The organism is Nocardioides sp., from assembly GCF_050246775.1.
GTDB lineage: Bacteria > Actinomycetota > Actinomycetes > Propionibacteriales > Nocardioidaceae > Nocardioides.
Map to the genome: position 1 here is coordinate 169,366 of NZ_JBFWVK010000003.1, position 16,317 is coordinate 185,682.

Here is a 16,317-nt window from a genome sequence, read left to right on the forward strand (position 1 = left end):
GGGGGCTCGGGGAATCCGTGCTCCGCCAGCGTAGCAAATACCCATGGGGGTATGCCATTCGCGACCGCGCACCGACACAACGATGCAGGCTGCATGGTTGTGACGCGCACGAGGCTGGTTCGACCGACGCAACCGTGCACCGTGCACGGTTGGTGCAGTCGCGGACTCAGGGGCGACTGAAGCGCAGCACCCTGGCCGCGGCAGCAGCCGTGACGCCGGCCCGGATCGCGATCTCGGCGAGGAGCTGCCGGGCGGTGCGCAGGTCCAGGTTGCGATCGGCGGCCAGCAGCCCGACCGTCACGTCGACGTCCTTGCGGTCCGCCAACTGCTGAGGTGCCTCCCGCGCGCGTCGCCTCGTGCTGAACGAAAGATCGCCATTGGACACGACCCCGCTGACCGAGGCACCCAAAGCACGGGCCAACTCCTCGTGATGACCGTCGAAAGCATCCGCCGTGGCGGCATAGAGCGACAGGCCGGCCACCACCCTGCCGGACTCGACGATGGGCAGCGACAGGCTGCTCTCGATGCAGTCCTCCGCGATCGCCCGTTGCGCGGGCACCCGCGAGGCGCTTCGGTCGCGGGCGACGAGCGTGAACGTCAGCTCGTCCTCGACCATGGTCATGCTCATGGCCACGCATTGCGGCACGATCCGCCGTACCAGCCGGCCCATCTGCAGCAGGTCGTCGCGAGGATCGTCGTCGCGCATGTACTCATCCAGCGCAACATCAGTCTCGGGCACTGGCTCCATGGCGACACTCCCTCCGAGATTTGCGGACGTTGGGGTCCATGTGCCCGAACCAGCCAGCACCATGCACGCTCACCCCTGCGGCGTACTCGTTGTCGACCGTACGCCGGGGGCCTACGCGCTGCACTCCGCCCGTGAGTCCACCGAGACGTGCCCGTGCCGCCCCCACCCAACCAAAGTGGACGGTTCGTCGGGAACAAATCCACCCCCCTAGGGGTGAGGAGACGGCACTCAATTCCTGACACAGTGCTCTGCGGCCCTGCGCCGCCATGCGGGTCCCGCGTCATCTGGCGGGGCTGTGCGTCCTGACGTCCACACAGAACAGGCGGTCCCTTGCCCCACCGGTTGCCCCAACTCGAACAGGCGTACGCCGCGGTCGCCGCGGCGGAGTCGTTCCACACGTTGGTCACGGCAGCCGAATCCGCCGTGCTGGCCCTCGGCGGCACCGGGGTCTCGGTCGGGGTGTTGAACGGGTCCCGCGTCGCCATCGTCTATCGCGGTGCCGACTCCCCGGCCCTGGAGGACCTGGACTCAGTGCTGGCGAACGCGGACCGGCCGGCGCCGTCGGCCATGCGCTCGGGTGAAGCGGTCTTCCTGTCCAACCAGGAGGTCACCACCCTCACCTACCCTGCGACCGCCGACCTCATGTCGCAGATCGAGTTCGAGGCGGCCGCCTGCCTGCCACTGCAGACCGACACCGAGCCGCTGGGCTTCCTGGTGGCGCACTACCTGGGTGAGCAGGACTTCGACGAGTTCCTGCGAGCCCAGTTCGCCACCCTGGCCGCCACCTGCTCCGGAGCGCTCAATCGGCTGGTCAACATCAGCACCCTCGACGGGCACCTGCCAGCCGCACTGGCGAAGGTGGAGCAGGCCAAAGGCATGCTCATCGAGCGCTGCGGCCTGTCCGAGCCTGCCGCGGCGGTGGCTCTCCAGGCGATGGCCGCGGAGTCGAAGCTGGGGATCCGCGAGGTTGCTGAGCTGCTGATGGCGCGCCGCCGGGTGCCCGGTCTCCAGGCCACGGCAGCGATGGCCGAGGCGGTGCGAGGCGTCTCTCCCGCCACCTCGGGCGGCCCCCTCCCGGCGACTGCGCCTGCCGAGGAGGAGTCCATCCTGTCGGCCAGGGAGTCCGAGCTGATGGCACTGATCACCGCCGGTGCCACCAACCGGGAGATCGCGACCCGGATGCACCTGAGCATCAACTCGGTGAAGACCTACATCCGCTCGGCCTACCGCAAGATCAACGTGACCAGCAGGTCGCAGGCCGTGCTCTGGGGCGTGCGCAACGGATACCTGTCCCACGAGCAGGACCATGGCGATCCCGATGCGGATCAGTCAGTGATGGACTGACCGGCTCAGTGCCGGGCGATCCAGAGCCACTCGTTGACGCCCTCGGCACCGAACACCAGCGCACCACGCCTGGTGAACGTCACCGCCTCACCGAACGTGTGTGCGTCGGGCAGCTTGAACTGCACCCCGGCGCCGCCGACCTTCGAGTAGACGAACGCCGAGTGGTACTGCCGCAACACGAACCTGTTCCCACCCGGTGCGAAGTCGGCTCCGCTCAGGCCTCGGGGGGCGTCGGCCACCTTCACCAGCGCGTTGGGTCGGGTCCGCGACAGGGTGACGGGCGCCCGGTAGATCGCCGCCCCTGATGTGGCCTTGGTGATGATGAAGACCCGGCCCGTGCGCGGCTGGACCATCATGGCCTCGGCGTTGTGCGCACCGTCGGGGTAGGTCAGCACGTAGGAGGTGTGCCGCAGCGCCCGGCTGGCCAGTCGCTTCGGCTCCTTGACGCGTACGACGTTCACCGCGCTGCGGTTGCCGCCGATGTCACCGAACCACAGCGTGTGGCCGGGCCCGGAGTCCATGTCCTCCCAGTCCTTGGCAGGTGCGCCGGGCACACCGAAGGCGGCCTGGGTGCGCCCCCCGACGCCGATCGCGAAGAACCGGGCTCCCCCGCCGGAGTCGTTGTGCACGAACAGGGTCTGGCGTGGGTAGGTGCTGCGCGACATCCCGCTGTTCTCGGTGATCCTGGCGTCCTTCACAACGGCCAACCGGGTCACCGACTCCCAGGCCCGGGCGCTGGTGGAGGGGGCGGGCCGGGCGGACGTCGGAGCGAGGAGAGCAGCAAGGACAAGGCCCGCCGCCAGGGTGACTGCGAGGGGCAGAACCAGGCGACGGGCCGTGAGCGAGGAGGCGTTCGTGGTGGTCCGGGGCATCAGGATCCTTCGAGAGGCGACGAGTCAGCCGTCCACTCTAGCCAGAGGTCCCCGGAGTCGTCAGCCCTCGAGCGCAGCGTCGAGGGTGATCTCGACGCCGGTGAGGGCCTTGCTGACCGGACAGGTCGCCTTCGCGTCCTGCGCCGCCTGCTCGAAGCCGGCGGCGTCGAGCCCGTCGACCTCGCCGCGCACGGTGAGCGTGATGCCGGTCAGGCGGAACCCGCCGGCCGGGTCCGGCCCGAGCGAGACGTCGGCCTGGACGTCGAGGGCCTGCGGGGTGCCGCCGGCAGCGGCAACGAGGGCGGAGAGCTGCATGGCGTAGCAGGAGGAGTGTGCCGCGGCGATCAGCTCCTCGGGGCTGGTGGTGCCGTCCGCGTCCTCGGCGGCGCGTTTGGGGAACGAGACGTCATAGGTGCCGACGTGTGAGCTGGAGAGTTCGACCTGACCGGATCCTTGCTCCAGCGATCCGGTCCAGGCGGTACGAGCAGTACGAGTGGGCATGAATAGTCCTCTTCCCGAATTGTCTTGTGCACAAGTTACGTTGACACAACCTACACCCCTGCCATGAGAGACTGAGGCCATGGCCACGACGCAGCAGCCCCCCGCGCTCGAGGAGCTGCTGTGCTTCGACCTCTACGCCGCATCGCGGGCCGTGACCAACCTCTACCGACCGCTCCTGAACGAACTCGGCCTCACCTATCCCCAGTGGCTGGTCCTGGTCGTCCTGTGGGGCGCCGGGTCGTGCACGGTCAAGGACCTGGGTGAGCAGCTTCGCCTCGACCACGGCACCCTGACTCCCCTGCTGCGCCGGATGGAGGCCCGCGGGCTGGTCACCCGGCGCCGTGGCAGCGTGGACGAACGGTTCGTGCAGATCGCGCTGACCCCGGCCGGCGAGGCGCTCCGCTCGGAGTCGGCCCGGATCCACTGCGCGATCGGCGAGAGCCTCGGCCTCGACGAGTCCCAGGCAGCCGCCCTGCAGGGCACGCTGCGCGCACTTGCCGCGCACGCCAAGTAGCGGTATCACAGAGGAACCAGGGTTCTCCTCCCCTGTGGAGACGCAGTGTCTCCGTCGACCTAAGAGGGGTCGCCATGTCCAGTGGCCTGACCGTCCGGGGCTACCCCCGTGAAGGCGATGACCGTGCGCCGGACGCCTTCGAGGAGCTGTACGGCGCCCAGGTGAGATATCGCCGACGCGACGAGGTCACCACCCGCGCGGGCGGGGCCCGCGGAGCCCAGCGCCAGATCGACCTGGACGGGGCCGACGACGACATCCTCGAGATCGAGACCTCCGACGGACTGGTGCACTTCACCACGCTTGGCGCCGCACGCAGCAGGGCCAGCAGCCGTGGCAATACCGAGCTTGAAGAGCTGGTGCCCGTCGGCCGGGGCGCCAGCCCCATCAGCGGGGTGACCCGCTCCTCGTTCGACGTGATCGATCCTGACGTCAAGGCCGCCCTGGCCCTCCTCAGGAAGACCCTGGACGAGGTGTCTCCCGAACGCGTCGCCAAGGCGCTCCTGGACCCGGTGGCCCGGGCCGCGATGCAGCGGGTCTCGGAGTGGATCGACCGGCCCTGTGCCGACGACGCACCCGAGGCCATCCGTCGCAAGAAGGCGAAGCGACGCGGCCTCTACCGGATCGACCGAGCACTGCGGCTCGATCCCGACGACCGGTGCGAGGCGGAGACCGACGACTCCAGCGAGCCCGTCCTGGTGCTGCTCCACGGCACCTTCTCCCACACCGAGGCGGCGTTCGGTGGACTGCGGGAGAAGGACGAGTGGGCCACGCTCTCCACGAGGTACGGCGATCGCATGTTCGCGCTGGAGCACGCGACCCTGAGCAAGACCCCCGTCGAGAACGCGTTGGACGCCGCGCGCCTGCTGCCCCGCGGCTCGAAGCTCCACCTGGTGAGCCACTCCAGGGGTGGACTCGTCGGCGAGGCGCTCTCCCTGAGCCACTACCTGCGCGAGTCCGACGCCGAGTTCGACAGCATCCTGGCCCGCCTGGCCAAGTCCGACAGCAGCACTCCCGACCTGGAGGCGCTCCCGGCGCTGCGGGCGGTGATGACCGAGCGGGACCTCAGCGTGGAGAGGTTCGCCCGAGTGGCCTGCCCGGCGCGTGGGACCATCCTGGCCTCGCGCCGTGTGGACCAGTACGCGACCTACCTCTTCAACGCCATGCGGCTCCTGCCCGGCGTCCCCGGCACCGGGGTCGTCGAGGCGATCAAGCTCCTGTTGCTCACCTTCCTGGACCAGCGCGCCGACGTACGAGCCGTGCCAGGGCTGGAGGCCCAGATGCCGGAGTCCGCGTTCATCGCCGCGCTGAACACCTGCCCCGGCCCCGGTGCCACCGACCACCTGGGGGTCATTGCCGGCGACGTCGAGGGCAGCGGCCTGCTCAAGCGGCTCAAGGTCCTCGGCGCCGATCTGTTCTTCCGCGAGGACCACGACATGGTGGTGAACACCGGCGCCATGTCGCGTGGGGTGCCGCGGCTCAACGGCGCCCGCCTGGCCAGCTTCAAGGGCCCTGCCTACTCGCACTCGAACTACTTCACCGATCCGGCGGCCCGGGGCGCGCTCGAGCGCTGGATGACCTCCGACAAGCCGGACGGCGTACCGGGCTTCTCCGAGATCAAGCCCGAGGTACGCCGCGGTCCCACCAGAGGGGTCGCGGCCACCCAGGTCACCGGCACCGTCGTGCTGGTCCCGGACGCCTTCGGCTCGACCCTCAGCGTGGCGGGCACCCAGTTCTGGCCCGATCCGGTGGCGCTCAGCGGTGCGGGACTCGACACGTTCCTGGACCACGACGGCCCATGGGAGAGCACCGGACTCGTCCCGGCGTACGACGCCCTCGCGAGCATGCTCGACACCCACCTGCAGGCCTTCCCCTACAGTCCCGGTGAGGACCTGGCATCGGCAGCGGACCGACTCAACGAGACCATCGCCGCGCACGCGGGCGCCGGGCCGGTGCACGTGATCGCCCACGGTGCCGGGTGCCGCATCCTCCTCGCCGCCGACGCCGCAAGCGCTGCTCCCGGTGACGCCCACCCCGCGCGGGCACCCGGCAGGCTCGGGCGGCGCATCCTGCTCAGCCCCCCACTCGAGGGGAGTGCGCTGGCGGGTGCCCGCGCCGCCGGCCGCGAGGCGCTCACAGCGGGGCTTGCGCTGATCAGCGGCGAGGACCCAGCAGCCATCGCGGCTCGACTCGAGGCACGGCTCGGCCTCGCCGGTGCGGCCGTCGCCTCGCAACCGCTGCCCGAGGCCGCGTGGGGCAGCTACTGCGCCGTCTTCGGCCGGGCCGCCTACACGTGGACCACCGGGCCCGACGGGGAGCTCCAGTTCACCGACTCCGGCGATGGTCACACCGTCCTGCGCCAGCCCCCGGCCGGGCTGAGCTCGCACTATCGCTGGGTGCCGTTCGACCAGCTGGTGCGCGACGACGGTGTGCTCACCCTGGTCCTGCGACTCCTCGCGGACCCGGCGGCGGTCCCCCCTGACCCGTTCCCGGCCGCCGGCGCGGAGGTGAGCCCGGCTCCGGAGTCCTTCCCGGTGCTGTTCCCCACCGATGCGGACCTGGTCTGGGCCTCGATGGGGGCTCCGGTGCCTCCCGAGCGCGAGCAGACCGTCCTCAGTGTGCGGGTGGTGCACGGCAACCTCGCCGGAGCGAGCGAGAAGCTGATCGTGGGCACCCAGTTCGGCACCCCCATCGCCGGAGCGGAGAAGGCCCTCGACGCCCGGCTGGACGGCGTCCTGGCCCGCCATCGGCTGCTCCGCCAGTATCCGGGCCCACGCGGCACCTGCCAGCTGTTCGTGCGTCCCGAGACCGCCGGACCAGGCGCTGCGGTCATCGGACTGGGAGATCCCGGGGACCTGAGCCCCGGGGACCTGACCGCCGGGGTCACCCAGGCGTGCCTGCGCCTGGTCGCCGCCCAGACCGACGACGACGCCGGCTCGCTGGCCATCGCCACGGTCCTGATCGGCACGATGGGCCCAGGAGCGCTGGCGGTGCCCTCGTCGGTCAATGCCGCCATCACCGGCGTACGCCGGGCCAACCGACGCCTGAGCGATCTCGGCCTGCCCCACCACGTGAACTCGCTGACCATCTACGAGCTCTACGAGGACCGGGCCATCGAGGCCCTCACGGCCGCCAAGCGGCTCGAACCGGACAGGACCGCCAACGAGGACGACCTCCTGAAGATCGACCCCCTGCTCAACGAGGGCACCGACCGCAGATCGGGAAGTCCGCGCTCGGACTACAACTCCGACCGGTGGCGCACCATCCGGGTCAGTGGGGTGGAGCCCAGCGACAGTGCCGACCCGCTGTGGGCACTGTCCTTCACCGAGACCGGGCGCAGCGCCGGCGCCGCCACCCAGGTCACGACCGCGCAACGCCGGATCATCGACGCGCTGGTCGAGCAGTCGGTGGGGTCGTCCTCGGTCGACGAGCAGATCAACAACACGCTCTACGAGCTGCTGGTGCCCCGCTCGATGAAGGGCCAGGGACGGCCGAGCGAGAACGTGATGTACATGCTCGACGAGCACGCGGCGGCGTTGCCGTTCGAGATGCTCGCCACCCGGTCCTTCGACGACGGAGTGGTGCCCATGGCCATCGAGGTGGGCATGGTCCGGCGCCTGGAGTCCACCCGGATCCGGGACCTCGTCCGGCCCTCACCGGGGCGCAAGGCACTGGTCATCGGAGATCCCTACCTCGGTGAGGGCGAGGGGGCGCCGCAGCTCGCGGGCGCAGTTCGCGAGGCCCGCGCAGTGGCCGACCTGCTGGAGTCGCGCGGGTGGGAGGTGCGCGCCTTGATCCCCGACGACAAGGGCGGCCGCGTCGACACCCAGATGGTGCTCAACGCTCTGTTCGCGCACGAGTACCGCATCATCCACATCGCTGCACACGGCCGCTACGACGCCGATCACCCCGAACGCAGTGGTGTCCGGATCGGTCCGGACGACTACCTCACCGCCGCCGAGTTCGAGCAGATGCAGACCACGCCGGACCTGGTCTTCCTGAACTGCTGCCACCTGGGCAGCGGGGTGGGCCGTGCTGACAAACTGGCCGCCAGCGTCTCGCGCAAGCTGATCGACAACGGGATCCGGGCAGTGGTGGCTGCGGGCTGGGCGGTCGATGACGCGGCCGCGTCCCGGTTCGCCCACACCTTCTACGACCACATGCTGGAGGGCGACAACCTGGGCGCCGCCGCGTTGCAAGCCAGGAAACGCATCCATGACGAGTTCGCCTCCACCACCAACACCTGGGGCGCCTACCAGGTGTACGGCGAGCCGGCCTTCCAGCTGGAGCGCGAGCGGCGCTCGACGCGCACCGGTGACCTGAGTTCGCGCCGGGGCTTCCGCGAGCAGCTGCAGGCCATCACCGAGCTCTCCACCATGGCCTGCCCGGAATCCACAGCGGACCTGGTGCGGCAGCTGAACGACCTGGTGCGAGACGGCCAGCGCTGGATCCGCGGCCAGGAGCACCAGTCCATCGGTGAGGCCTGGCGCGCGCTCGGCGACTACGACCAGGCGATCACGGCGTACGGCGAAGCGATGGCCACCGGAGGGTCCGGGGCGGGCTTCGATGTGATCGCGCAGCTGAGCACGGCGCACGCCCATCGCGGAGCTGACCGGTTGCGCTGCCACCAGCCCGATTCCGAGCGGGACTTCGCCAAGGCGACCGAGCTGCTCGGCCTATGGCGCAACCTGGCGTCGTGCACGAAGGAGTCGGCCGGCAACGCCCAACTCCTGATGGCCGAGGCGACCGTCGACCAGCATCGCCTGTGGCGACTGGCCGCCCCGGGACAGCCCCGAGACGGGGTGGCCGAGGCCCTGCTCAGCGCCGCATCGACGTTCCGCGACGCCAGCAGGGCGCAGGAGGCCGTGGCGCCCGGCGGCAAGGACGCCCAGTACGCGCAGCTGTCGGCGGTGATCCTCGAGTACCTCGCCGCGGCCAACCAGCCCCGAAGCCGGACGCTGTCGCGCAAGTGCGCCGGCTGGGCCGAGGAGATCGAGGGTGTGAAGACGGCCGCCGAGGCCGCACCCTGGTCGGCTGCGCCCTACGAGCGCACTCGGGCGGCCGATGCCCTGCTCGCCCACCACGTCGTCACCGGGACTCCGGACCAGAGCGTGGTCGCCGAGACCTACGGGCGGATCTTCGAGCAGGGGGTGAGCACCCGCGAGCGGGAGACCATCGTGCGCTGGATCGAACTCATCCAGGCCTGTCTGCCACCGCAGTTCAAGGAGGCGAACGAGCGGCGCTCGAGCCTCGAAGGGATCCGGCGCGCGCTCATGCCGTGGTCCGCACCGTCGGAGCAACGCTTGGACGGGCGCTGACCCACCACCACCCATCACTCACGAAGGAACTCCCATGGCCGGTCACGCACTGCACATCGGACTCAACCACGTCGATCCCGCCCAGTACGACGGGTGGGACGGCGAGCTCCAGGGCTGCCTCAACGACGCTGCCAGCATGAAGGCGCTGGCAGAGGCGGCGGGGTTCAGCACCTCGACCCTGATCGACGGGGAGGCCACCTCGGTCGGCGTGGTGTCCGCGCTCGCCTCCCTGGCCGCACAGGCTGCGCCAGGTGACCTGTGCCTGGTCAGCTACTCAGGTCACGGCGGCCAGGTCGACGACACCGACGGCGACGAGGACGAGGGCCAGGACGAGACCTGGGTGCTCTTCGACCGCCAGCTGCTCGACGACGAGCTCCGCGTCGCCTGGTCGCAGTTCCCGGCCGGCGTCCGCATCCTCGTGATCAGCGACAGCTGCCACAGCGGGACCGTCGTCCGCGACGACGTCGACACCCGGATCTCGCGCGGGATGCCGGACGAGGTCTGCAGTCGCGACAACGAGCTGCGCCGCTCGACGTACCGGACCGTCCAGGCACAGCTGGCCGGACGCGGTGAGGTCGAGGTCGCCTCGTCCGTGCTGCTGATCTCCGGGTGCCAGGACGACGAGGTGTCCTTCGACGGTGCCGGCAACGGCGCCTTCACCCAGAGCCTGCTCGAGGTCTGGGCGGAGTCCGCCTTCCAGGGCGACTACCCGGCGTTCCACGCAGCCATCGTGGCCAACATGACGACCCAGCAGACACCCAACCTGAACTCCGACCTCGTGACGGACCCGGCGTTCTTGACGCAGCGGCCGTTCACGGTGTGATCAGTCGGCGACGTAGAACATCCGCTTGTTGACGAACTCGTCCATCCCGAGGGGACCCAGCTCGCGACCGAAGCCGCTGCGCTTCACCCCACCGAAGGGCACCTCGGCGCCCTCACCGGCAGGTGAGTTCACGTTGGACATCCCGACCTCGAGGCGGGCCGCCACGCGCTTGGCGCGCTCGGGGTCGGTGCTGAAGACGGCTCCACCGAGGCCGTAGGGCGTGTCGTTGGCCAGGGCCAGCGCCTCGTCGTCACTGGTGACCGAGTAGACGACCGCAACCGGACCGAAGAGCTCTTCCTTGTAGGCACGCATCTCCGGGGTGATCCCGGTGAGGACGGCCGGTGAGTAGTACGCCGCCGGTCCCTCGCTCAGGACACCGCCGGCGTGCAGGGTGGCGCCCTTGCTCACCGCGTCCTCCACCTGGGCGGCCAGGTTCTCGGCCGCGGCGCGCGAGGACAGCGGGGCGAAGGTGCCCTCGGCCTCCTCGACCGGGTCGCCGGGGACCAGGTCCTTGGCATGCTCGGTCAGCCGGGCGACGAAGTCGTCGAACACGTCCTGCATGACGATCATCCGCTTGTTGGAGTTGCAGGCCTGGCCGGTGTTGCTGATCCGGGTCTCCCAGGCGGTGTCCGCGTCGGCCTTCACGTCGGCGGAGTCCAGCACGACGTAGGGGTCGGAGCCGCCGAGCTCCAGGACGCACTTCTTGAGGTTCTTGCCGGCGATCGAGGCCACGACGGCGCCGGCCCGCTCCGAACCGGTCAGGGAGACCCCGGCGATGCGTGGGTCGCCGATGATCGTCTCGATCTGCTCGTACGACGCGAACAGGTTCACGTAGGCGCCTTCGGGAAGCCCGGAGTCCTTCATGATCTGGGCGACCGCGAGGGCCGACTTCGGGACCGATTCAGCGTGCTTGAGGATGATCGTGTTGCCGAGCATCAGGTTGGGCGCTGCGAAGCGCGCGATCTGGTAGAAGGGGTAGTTCCACGGCATGATCCCCAGCAGCGCTCCGATCGGCAGCTTCTGGACGACCGCCTTGCCACCGGAGAAGGTCTTGATCGGCTGGTCGGCGGCCAGCGTCGGGCCCTCGGTGGCGAAGTAGTCGAAGATCTCGCCACAGAACTCAGCCTCCCCGTGGGACTCCGAGAGCGGCTTGCCCATCTCCTCGGTGGCGATGGCAGCCAGGTCCGCAGCACGCTCGACGAACAGCTCGCCGATCCGCTTCACCGTGGCGGCACGCTCCTCGATCGGCACATCCCGCCAGATGTCGTAGGCCGCATGCGTGGCCGCGAGGGCAGCCTCCACCTCGGCATCGGTGGCCTTCTCGAAGGTCTCCACGACCTCGCCGGTGGCGGGGTTGACGACCTGGTAGTCGGGTCCTGTGGTGCTGGTGCTCATGGCTGTCTCCCTGTTCGAGCTGCGCTTCGTTGCGCCGAGATCCGCGTCCGTTGCTCCGACCCTACATTTGAGTCATGAGCCGACGCATCCAGGTGGCCCCGATCGGTGTCCTCGCCGCCACAGCGCTGGCCTACCTACGCTGGATCCGTCCGTGGCAGCTGACCTGGGGAGCCACGGCGGCCGAGGCCGTCCGCGCGCTACCCGGCGACGACCTGGTCCCCCGGCCGTCGTTCGCCGCGACCCGCGCGATCAGCATCCAGGCTCCCCCGGAGAGGGTGTGGCCGTGGCTGGTGCAGGTCGGGATGAACCGGGCCGGCTGGTACAGCTACGACCTCATCGACAACCTCGGACGGCCCAGCGCCGTCACGATCCTTCCGCAGTTCCAGGACCTCGCGGTCGGGGACACCGTGCCGATGAGCCCATCGGGCCGGGTGAGCTTCCCGGTCCTGGCCATGAGCGCGCCGTACTCGATGGTCTGGGGCACAGCCGACGACCTGACCTGGACCTGGCAGTTGGACCGCGAGCCGGACGGAAGCACCCGGCTGCTGAGCCGGATGCGGTGTCGCTACCGATGGACCAGCCCGATGATCCTGGTGCACCTCGGACTGGAGTTCGGCGATATCGTGATGATGCGCCGGATGCTGCTCAACCTGCGCGGTCGAGCCGAGGCGTGAGGCTCAGTCCTCGGTCTCGGTCGAGGTGGTCTCGTTGTGGGTGCCGGGGCGCGGCGCCCACGGCAGCTCGCGCGCCGGGCGTACGACGACCAGGCGATCGCCGCGAGCCAGCTGGGTCACCACCGGGTCGAAGTAGCGGTAGACCTTCTCGTCACGCACCACGGAGATGACCTGGTCGGGCAGCTGCTGCGGCTGCTTGCCGACCTCGTTGACCAGGAGCTCGCGCTCAGCGACCTCGAGGCCGTCGCCGTAGGTCATCAGGTCCTCCATCACCGACCCGAGCGTCGGGGACAGCGTGGAGAGCCCGAGCAGCCGACCGACCGCGTCCGCCGAGGTGATGACGGAGTCAGCACCGCTCTGCTTCATCAGGGGGACGTTCTCCTCCTCCCGGACCGCCGCCACGATGTAGGCGTCCGGGTTGAGCTGGCGCACAGTGAGGGCGGCCAGCACGTTGGTGGCGTCGGTGTCGGTGGTGATGATCACCTGGCTGGCCCGCTCCACGCCGGCCCGGCGCAGCACCTGGCGACGGGTGGCGTCACCGGTCACGATCGCGATGCCGTCCCCGGCCGCGTCCGCGACCGCCGAGGGCGACGGGTCCACGATCATGACCCCCTCGCGCGGCTTGCCGTTGTTGACCAGGGTCTCGACGGCGCTGCGGCCCTTGGTGCCGTAGCCGACCACCACGATGTGCTCGTCCATGTACTTCTTCCTCCACCGGGAGACCCGGAACATCTCGCGACCCTGCGAGGCAAGGACCTCGAGGGTGGTGCCGATCAGCAGGACCAGGAACGCGATGCGCAACGGCGTGATCACGAAGGCGTTGATCAGTCGTGCGCCCTCGGACGTGGGAGCGATGTCGCCGTAGCCGGTGGTGCTCAGCGTGACGGTCGTGTAGTAGATCGAGTCGATGAACCCGACCTTGCCGGTCGGGTCGTTGGCATCGGTGTAACCCCTGCGGTCGACATAGACCAGCAGCACCGTGCCCGCGAGGATGGCCAACGCGAGCAGGAGCCGTTTGCCCAGCTCCCACCACGGCGAGCGCGTCGTCTCCGGCAGCTGGATGCGGCCGAGCGCCGGCTCGGGAGTATCTCGGGACACAGGGGTGAACCTAGTCCACGACGTCGCCGTAGATCAGCACGGTGCCGCCCGACTCGGAGTCGGGAGACTGTGCGGTCCGCATCGTGACGAAGCGGAAGCTGTCACCCTTGACCGGCTTGGCCGCGCCAGGGGGTCGCTGCCAGGACCCGCAGAGGACACCGTCCTCGTCGACACCCGCCTGCTCGGCGACGGCATCGCCGGTGAGGCAGAGCGTGGTCGTCGTTGCGTCGTAGGACTCCACGACCCCGGTGGCGCGGTCGGGTGCCTCCGGTCCGGCGACCACTCCGATGAGATAGCCGCCGAGGAGCGCCAGGGCGCCACCGGCGACGACCACCGGCAGCGGCAGGTTCACATTGGCCACGTGCTCATCCTTCCACGTCGTCGATGACCGCCGGCTCCGCCCGGCCGATGCGGCTGCGGAGTCTGGCCACGACTTCCTTGCGGGCGTTGGTGGTGGACATCTGGGGGAAGACGGTGTCGAAGGCCGCGTTGAGGGCGGCCCCGATCAGGACCGCGATCGAGAGCAGGTAGAGCCAGAGCAGGACCGCGATCGGCGCGGAGAGCGGGCCGTAGATCGACATCGAGTCCTTGGCCGTCAGGGTCAGCAGCTCGCGCAGCGCCCAGGAGCCCAGCACCCAGCAGGTCAGCGAGAAGCACGCCCCCGGGAGGTTGAAGCTCCAGGAGGTCCGCACCGGCACCGAGACGTGGTAGAGCGTGGCCAGGAAGCAGACGCACAGCACGATGACGATCGGCCAGTAGAGGTCACTGAGGAAGTCCAGCCGCGGCGGCAGCACCTCGTCGACCAGCCCCGGCCCAGCGATGATCAGCGGCAGCGTGATCGCGCCGGTCAGCAGGCCGAGGACGTAGAGCCCGAAGGACAGGGCCCGGGTCTTGACGATCCCCCGGTGCCCGCCGAGGCCGTGCATGATCGTGATCGTGTCCACGAACACGTTGAGCGCTCGCGATCCCGACCAGAGGGCGAGCACGAACCCGATGGAGATCACGTCGTACCGGCCTCCGCGCAGCACGTCGTTGATCGTCGGCGTGATGATCTTGTCGACCACGCCGTCGGTCAGGGCACGCGAGGAGAAGTCGATGATCGCGTTGCTGACGTCCTCGATCTGGGCGTCGGTGAACCGCTCGGAGACGAAGCCGATGGCGCCGGCCAGCGCGAAGATGAGGGGCGGGATCGACAGCACCGCGAAGAACGCAGCCTCCGCCGCCAGACCGGTGACCCGGTAGCGCAGGCAGGAGCTGACGGTGGCGACGAGGAGTTCCCACAGCTTGCCCCGGACCCGGAGCCAGAGGCTCGGATTCTCGGTGGGACTCATGAGGCCTACGGTAACGACATGGACGCACGGATCCGGGAAGCCACCAACCAGTCACCACCGCTGACGGGTCACAATGTCGTCACGTCCGACCTGGCCCTCACCGAGGCGGTCATCCGGCACGGCTCGAGGTCGCTCCTGGATGACTTGGAGGAGCTGGGCGCCGAGGCCGGCACGGCTGAAGCCCGCGAGCACGGCCGGCTCGCCAACGTCCATCACCCGGAGCTGACGACCTACGACCGCTACGGCACCCGGATCGACGAGGTCGGCTTCCACCCGTCCTGGCACTGGCTGATGGAGCGCGCCGTCGGGCACGGACTGGCCGCCGCGCCGTGGGTCTCGGACGCACCCCACGCCCACGTCCGCCGAGCCGCCGGATTCTTCGCCTGGTCGCAGACAGAGCCGGGGCACGGCTGCCCGATCTCCATGACCTACGCCGCCGTTCCGGCGCTGCAGGTCGACCCGTCGCTGGCTGCCGACTGGACCCCCCTGCTCGCCTCGACCACCTATGACCCGGGGCTGCGCGCGCCGGCGTCGAAGGCCGGTGTGCTGGCCGGCATGGGGATGACCGAGAAGCAAGGTGGCTCCGACGTCCGGGCCAACGTGACCGTGGCGCGCCCGGTCGCCGACTCCGGCGACTACACCCTGCACGGGCACAAGTGGTTCACCTCGGCGCCCATGAACGACGTGTTCCTGGTGCTGGCCCAGGCACCGGGCGGCCTGACCTGCTTCCTGGTCCCCCGCGTGCTGCCCTCGGGGGAACGCAACAGCCTGGACGTCGTACGCGTCAAGGACAAGCTGGGCAACCGCTCCAACGCGTCCTGCGAGCTCGAGTTCGACGGGACCTGGGCGCAGCGGCTCGGCGATGAGGGCCGCGGCGTGCGCACCATCCTGGAGATGGTGGCCGCGACCCGGCTGGACTGCGTCCTCGGGTCGGCCTCGCTCATGCGGCGGGCCCTGGCCGAGGCGTCCTGGCACGTGGCGCACCGCTCGGCGTTCGGCTCACGGCTGGCCGACAAGCCGCTCATGCAGAACGTGATCGCCGACCTGGCGGTGGAGTCGGAGGCGGCCACCGCGCTGGCGATCAGGTTGGCGGCGGCGGTGGACGGCGCCGCTGACCCGCACGAGGCGGCGCTACGCCGGATCGCCCTGCCGCTGGCCAAGTTCTGGGTGTGCAAGCGCACCCCGTTCATGGTCGCGGAGGCGCTCGAGTGCCTGGGCGGCAACGGGTACGTCGAGGAGTCCGGGATGCCGCTGCTGTTCCGGGAATCGCCGCTGAACTCGATCTGGGAGGGTTCTGGCAACGTCAACGCGCTCGACGTACTCCGGGCGTTGTCGCGCGAACCGGAGTCCCTCCAGGCCTGGATCACCGAGGTCGGTCTCGCCCGTGGCAACGACTCCCGCCTGGACCGTGCGGTGGACGACACGCTGGCCCTGCTGGGCGAGAGCTTCTCCCGCGAGGCGGGAGCCCGCCGACTGGCCGGGGCGATGGCGGCCTGCCTCCAGGGCTCCCTGCTGGTGCGGTTCGCCCCCGCCGAGGTGGCCGACGCGTTCTGCAGCAGCCGCCTGGGCGCCGGGTATCTCGGCACCTTCGGCATGCTCCAGAGCGCCGACCTGGTCTCGATCGTGGAGCGCACCACCCCCACCCTTCCCCGTTGAGTGGGGCCTGGCGGCCCGTCGGGTGGAGCCCGTGGCCCCACCCGAC

13 protein-coding genes are annotated in these 16,317 nt (G+C 70.0%); 6 read left to right on the forward strand and 7 right to left on the reverse strand.

Annotated elements, in window-relative coordinates:
* Nucleotides 1-166: 166 nt before the first annotated feature.
* Complete coding sequence (locus AB7I40_RS15825; protein ID WP_428345732.1) at nucleotides 167-748, reverse strand: GAF domain-containing protein; 582 nt, start codon at nucleotides 746-748, stop codon at nucleotides 167-169.
* 330 nt (nucleotides 749-1,078) lie between these two features.
* On the opposite strand from AB7I40_RS15825, the gene AB7I40_RS15830 reads away from it, so the two are divergent.
* Nucleotides 1,079-2,092: a LuxR C-terminal-related transcriptional regulator gene (locus AB7I40_RS15830; RefSeq protein ID WP_428345731.1), complete on the forward strand. Its 1,014-nt coding sequence runs from the start codon at nucleotides 1,079-1,081 to the stop codon at nucleotides 2,090-2,092.
* Nucleotides 2,093-2,097: 5 nt separating this feature from the next.
* Here the strand turns inward: AB7I40_RS15830 and AB7I40_RS15835 are convergent, their stop codons facing one another.
* Both AB7I40_RS15835 and AB7I40_RS15840 read right to left on the reverse strand, forming a co-directional pair.
* Nucleotides 2,098-2,964, reverse strand: coding sequence for a hypothetical protein (locus AB7I40_RS15835; RefSeq protein WP_428345730.1), 867 nt, complete (start codon nucleotides 2,962-2,964; stop codon nucleotides 2,098-2,100).
* Between the two features lie 60 nt (nucleotides 2,965-3,024).
* On the reverse strand, nucleotides 3,025-3,465 hold the full coding sequence (locus tag AB7I40_RS15840) for an OsmC family peroxiredoxin (RefSeq protein ID WP_428345729.1): 441 nt from the start codon (nucleotides 3,463-3,465) through the stop codon (nucleotides 3,025-3,027).
* Between the two features lie 79 nt (nucleotides 3,466-3,544).
* Between AB7I40_RS15840 and AB7I40_RS15845 the strand changes: the two genes are divergently transcribed.
* The 3 genes from AB7I40_RS15845 to AB7I40_RS15855 all read left to right on the forward strand — a co-directional run bounded on the left by AB7I40_RS15845 (nucleotide 3,545) and on the right by AB7I40_RS15855 (nucleotide 10,117).
* The gene (locus AB7I40_RS15845; protein WP_428345728.1) at nucleotides 3,545-3,979 is read left to right on the forward strand and encodes a MarR family winged helix-turn-helix transcriptional regulator; all 435 of its coding nucleotides are present in this window, start codon (nucleotides 3,545-3,547) and stop codon (nucleotides 3,977-3,979) included.
* A 74-nt stretch (nucleotides 3,980-4,053) separates the two neighbouring features.
* Nucleotides 4,054-9,294, forward strand: a complete 5,241-nt coding sequence (locus tag AB7I40_RS15850; RefSeq protein ID WP_428345727.1) for a CHAT domain-containing protein — start codon at nucleotides 4,054-4,056, stop codon at nucleotides 9,292-9,294.
* A 34-nt stretch (nucleotides 9,295-9,328) separates the two neighbouring features.
* Complete coding sequence (locus tag AB7I40_RS15855; RefSeq protein ID WP_428345726.1) at nucleotides 9,329-10,117, forward strand: caspase family protein; 789 nt, start codon at nucleotides 9,329-9,331, stop codon at nucleotides 10,115-10,117.
* On the opposite strand, the gene AB7I40_RS15860 is transcribed toward AB7I40_RS15855, so the two are convergent.
* Nucleotides 10,118-11,512, reverse strand: a complete 1,395-nt coding sequence (locus AB7I40_RS15860; RefSeq protein WP_428345725.1) for an NAD-dependent succinate-semialdehyde dehydrogenase — start codon at nucleotides 11,510-11,512, stop codon at nucleotides 10,118-10,120. It lies immediately after the preceding gene.
* 74 nt (nucleotides 11,513-11,586) lie between these two features.
* Between AB7I40_RS15860 and AB7I40_RS15865 the strand changes: the two genes are divergently transcribed.
* A complete protein-coding gene (locus tag AB7I40_RS15865) occupies nucleotides 11,587-12,186 on the forward strand; it encodes a hypothetical protein (RefSeq protein WP_428345724.1) in 600 nt (199 codons plus the stop codon).
* Between the two features lie 3 nt (nucleotides 12,187-12,189).
* Here AB7I40_RS15865 and AB7I40_RS15870 read toward each other — a convergent pair whose 3' ends face one another.
* From AB7I40_RS15870 to AB7I40_RS15880, 3 genes are read right to left on the reverse strand one after another with little or no spacing between them, the layout of a single operon-like run.
* Complete coding sequence (locus AB7I40_RS15870) at nucleotides 12,190-13,284, reverse strand: potassium channel family protein (protein WP_428345723.1); 1,095 nt, start codon at nucleotides 13,282-13,284, stop codon at nucleotides 12,190-12,192.
* A 10-nt stretch (nucleotides 13,285-13,294) separates the two neighbouring features.
* Nucleotides 13,295-13,645 carry a hypothetical protein gene (locus AB7I40_RS15875; protein ID WP_428345722.1) on the reverse strand — a complete coding sequence of 117 codons (351 nt, stop codon included), beginning with the start codon at nucleotides 13,643-13,645 and terminating at the stop codon, nucleotides 13,295-13,297.
* 4 nt (nucleotides 13,646-13,649) lie between these two features.
* On the reverse strand, nucleotides 13,650-14,615 hold the full coding sequence (locus tag AB7I40_RS15880) for a YihY/virulence factor BrkB family protein (protein ID WP_428345721.1): 966 nt from the start codon (nucleotides 14,613-14,615) through the stop codon (nucleotides 13,650-13,652).
* A gap of 18 nt (nucleotides 14,616-14,633) precedes the next feature.
* On the opposite strand from AB7I40_RS15880, the gene AB7I40_RS15885 reads away from it, so the two are divergent.
* Nucleotides 14,634-16,271, forward strand: a complete 1,638-nt coding sequence (locus AB7I40_RS15885) for an acyl-CoA dehydrogenase family protein (RefSeq protein WP_428345720.1) — start codon at nucleotides 14,634-14,636, stop codon at nucleotides 16,269-16,271.
* The last annotated feature ends 46 nt before the right edge of the window (nucleotides 16,272-16,317 follow it).

Excerpts from the sequence above, each read along its gene's own strand:
- AB7I40_RS15825 (WP_428345732.1), bottom strand. The coding sequence starts at position 748 with ATGGAGCCAGTGCCCGAGACTGATGTTGCGCTGGATGAGTACATGCGC.
- AB7I40_RS15835 (WP_428345730.1), bottom strand. The coding sequence starts at position 2,964 with ATGCCCCGGACCACCACGAACGCCTCCTCGCTCACGGCCCGTCGCCTG.
- AB7I40_RS15840 (WP_428345729.1), bottom strand. The coding sequence starts at position 3,465 with ATGCCCACTCGTACTGCTCGTACCGCCTGGACCGGATCGCTGGAGCAA.
- AB7I40_RS15845 (WP_428345728.1), top strand. The coding sequence starts at position 3,545 with ATGGCCACGACGCAGCAGCCCCCCGCGCTCGAGGAGCTGCTGTGCTTC.
- AB7I40_RS15850 (WP_428345727.1), top strand. The coding sequence starts at position 4,054 with ATGTCCAGTGGCCTGACCGTCCGGGGCTACCCCCGTGAAGGCGATGAC.
- AB7I40_RS15855 (WP_428345726.1), top strand. The coding sequence starts at position 9,329 with ATGGCCGGTCACGCACTGCACATCGGACTCAACCACGTCGATCCCGCC.
- AB7I40_RS15860 (WP_428345725.1), bottom strand. The coding sequence starts at position 11,512 with ATGAGCACCAGCACCACAGGACCCGACTACCAGGTCGTCAACCCCGCC.
- AB7I40_RS15865 (WP_428345724.1), top strand. The coding sequence starts at position 11,587 with ATGAGCCGACGCATCCAGGTGGCCCCGATCGGTGTCCTCGCCGCCACA.
- AB7I40_RS15880 (WP_428345721.1), bottom strand. The coding sequence starts at position 14,615 with ATGAGTCCCACCGAGAATCCGAGCCTCTGGCTCCGGGTCCGGGGCAAG.
- AB7I40_RS15885 (WP_428345720.1), top strand. The coding sequence starts at position 14,634 with ATGGACGCACGGATCCGGGAAGCCACCAACCAGTCACCACCGCTGACG.